We start from the raw sequence: 2,084 nt of genomic DNA, 5'->3' as shown, positions 1-2,084 counted from the left end.
CGCCGCCCGGCGATGTCCGCGTGGGCGCGCTGCGCGAGGAGGTCCGGGCACGGCTGCCCGAGTTCCTGGCCGGCGCCGGTGACCCGGCCGGCCATGCGCTGCTGGAGGCACTGGACCCACCCTACTACTACGGCGGCGCCAAATTTTTCAGCCGAGGCGGCCATGTGCCGCATGCGCTGCTGACGCCGACAGACGACTACTTCCGGCCCGACAAGACCTTCAAGCCGCGCGCCGAGCTGGAGGCCTTGATGGCCCATCTGGGCGTGCGCCGCGAGCAGCAGGTCTATAGCTATTGCGGCGGCGGCGTGGCCGCCAGCGTGCCCTATTTCGCGCTGAAATTCCTGCTCGGCTACCCTCGGGTGGCGCTCTATCAGGGCTCGCAAAAGGAATGGCTGGAGGACCCGCGCGGCCTGCCGCTGTGGAGCTATGCGGCGCCCGCCCTGCTGCGCGATGCTGACTGGCTCAATGGCTTCAGCAACACCATGTTGCGCACCTTCAGCCACAGCCCGATCAGCATCATCGATGTGCGCCCGGCCGAGGCCTATGCGCTGGGTCACGTACCCTTTGCCCTGAGCCTGCCGGCCGAGCGCTTTCAGCAAGACCTGGCACGCCCGGAACGCCTCGCCGCGCTGCTGGGCCCGGCCGGCGTCGACCCGGCGCATGAGGCGGTGATCGTCTCCGAGGGCGGGCTCAACAAGCGCTCGGCGCTGGTGTTCGCGCTGCTGGAGCAACTGGGTCAGCGTAAGGTCTCGCTGCTGCTGGACTCGGTCGACGACTGGGGCCTGCGCGGCCTGAGTCTGAGCAAGGAGCCGACCCGGGTTGGTGCGAAGAAACCGGCGCTGGACCCGACCATCGCGCCGGTGGACTACAGGGCGGCGCCCCGGCTGGTGATCGTGAGGGGCACCGACGCAGCCGCCTCCGGCCTGCCCCTGGTCTACCTGGCCCTGGGCGCGCAGCCGCCCCGCTCCGCGCTGCCGGGCAAGACCGTGCACCTGCCCTACGGCCAGCTGCTCGATGCCGGCGGCCGCCCCAAGCCGGCACACGAGATCTGGAGCCTGCTGGCCAAGGCCGGACTGCCGCGCCATGCGCAGATCATCAGTGTCGGCGACGATGCTGGCGAGGCCGCCATCGGCTACGTGCTGCTGCGGCTGATGGGCTTTGCCGATATCANGAGATCTGGAGCCTGCTGGCCAAGGCCGGACTGCCGCGCCATGCGCAGATCATCAGTGTCGGCGACGATGCTGGCGAGGCCGCCATCGGCTACGTGCTGCTGCGGCTGATGGGCTTTGCCGATATCAAGGTCGGGCTGCTGTAGCGGCGCGACGGGCGCAGTCCCCCGACAGGACGCTTCCCTAGCGTCTCAACAGGACGCCCTAGTAGCGTCCTGTTGCCCCCGCCACTCGCAGATAGACATAGGCGGCCCAGGCCACCAGCGCGCGGCGCAGCACGCCGCGCAGTCCCCCGCCGCTGAGCTCGCGCATGTCGACGCGGTGAGACACCGCCAGCGCGGCCTCGAACTCGGCCGCCACGCTGCGTGCGAACGCTGCGTCGTGCACCACCACATTGGCCTCCAGGTTCAGCAGCAGCGACAGCGGGTCGATATTGGAGCTGCCCACCGTGGCCCAGTCCTCGTCGACCACGCCGACCTTGGCATGCAGATAGGCCGGCGTGTACTCGTAGATCTGCACGCCATGGCCCAGCAGCTCGGCATACAGAGCCTGGGCCGCCATTCCGGCGATGCGGTAGTCGAGCTTGCCCTGCAGCAGCAGGCGCACCCGCACGCCGCGCCGCGCGGCATCGCGCAGCGCGCGCCGAAAGCCGTGGCCGGGATAGAAATAAGGCGTGATCAGATCGACCTGATCGCGGGCCGCACGGATCGCGTCGATATAGCTGCGCTCGATGGTGCGGCGTTGGCGCAGGTTGTCGCGCAGCACGAAAGCGGCGCAGACCGGCGGCAGCTCCTGCTCGCGGCGTTTTTGCTGCTGCGGGCTGTTGCGGCGGTAGCGGTTGCGCGGCATGCGCAGGCGCCGGGCCAGGCGGCGCAGCCGCGCGATCGGCTCGGGGCTGCGCACCAGCGCGCGCAG

General features: G+C 69.9%; 2 protein-coding genes. One reads left to right on the top strand and one right to left on the bottom strand.

The features are described from left to right. Window positions 1-20 precede the first annotated feature (20 nt). Window positions 21-1,280, top strand: coding sequence for a rhodanese-like domain-containing protein (locus tag PO768_RS28640; RefSeq protein ID WP_442953320.1), 1,260 nt, complete (start codon window positions 21-23; stop codon window positions 1,278-1,280). A 93-nt stretch (window positions 1,281-1,373) separates the two neighbouring features. Here PO768_RS28640 and PO768_RS28635 read toward each other — a convergent pair. Next, window positions 1,374-2,084 (bottom strand): phospholipase D-like domain-containing protein (locus tag PO768_RS28635; RefSeq protein WP_272648767.1); only part of this gene is annotated, 711 nt, incomplete at its 5' end.

Origin of the sequence: Paucibacter sp. XJ19-41 (assembly GCF_028462495.1) — a bacterium.
Classification (GTDB): domain Bacteria; phylum Pseudomonadota; class Gammaproteobacteria; order Burkholderiales; family Burkholderiaceae_C; genus Roseateles_E.
Note: the sequence above shows the minus strand (reverse complement) of the source record. Positions and strands in the feature narration are given on the sequence as shown.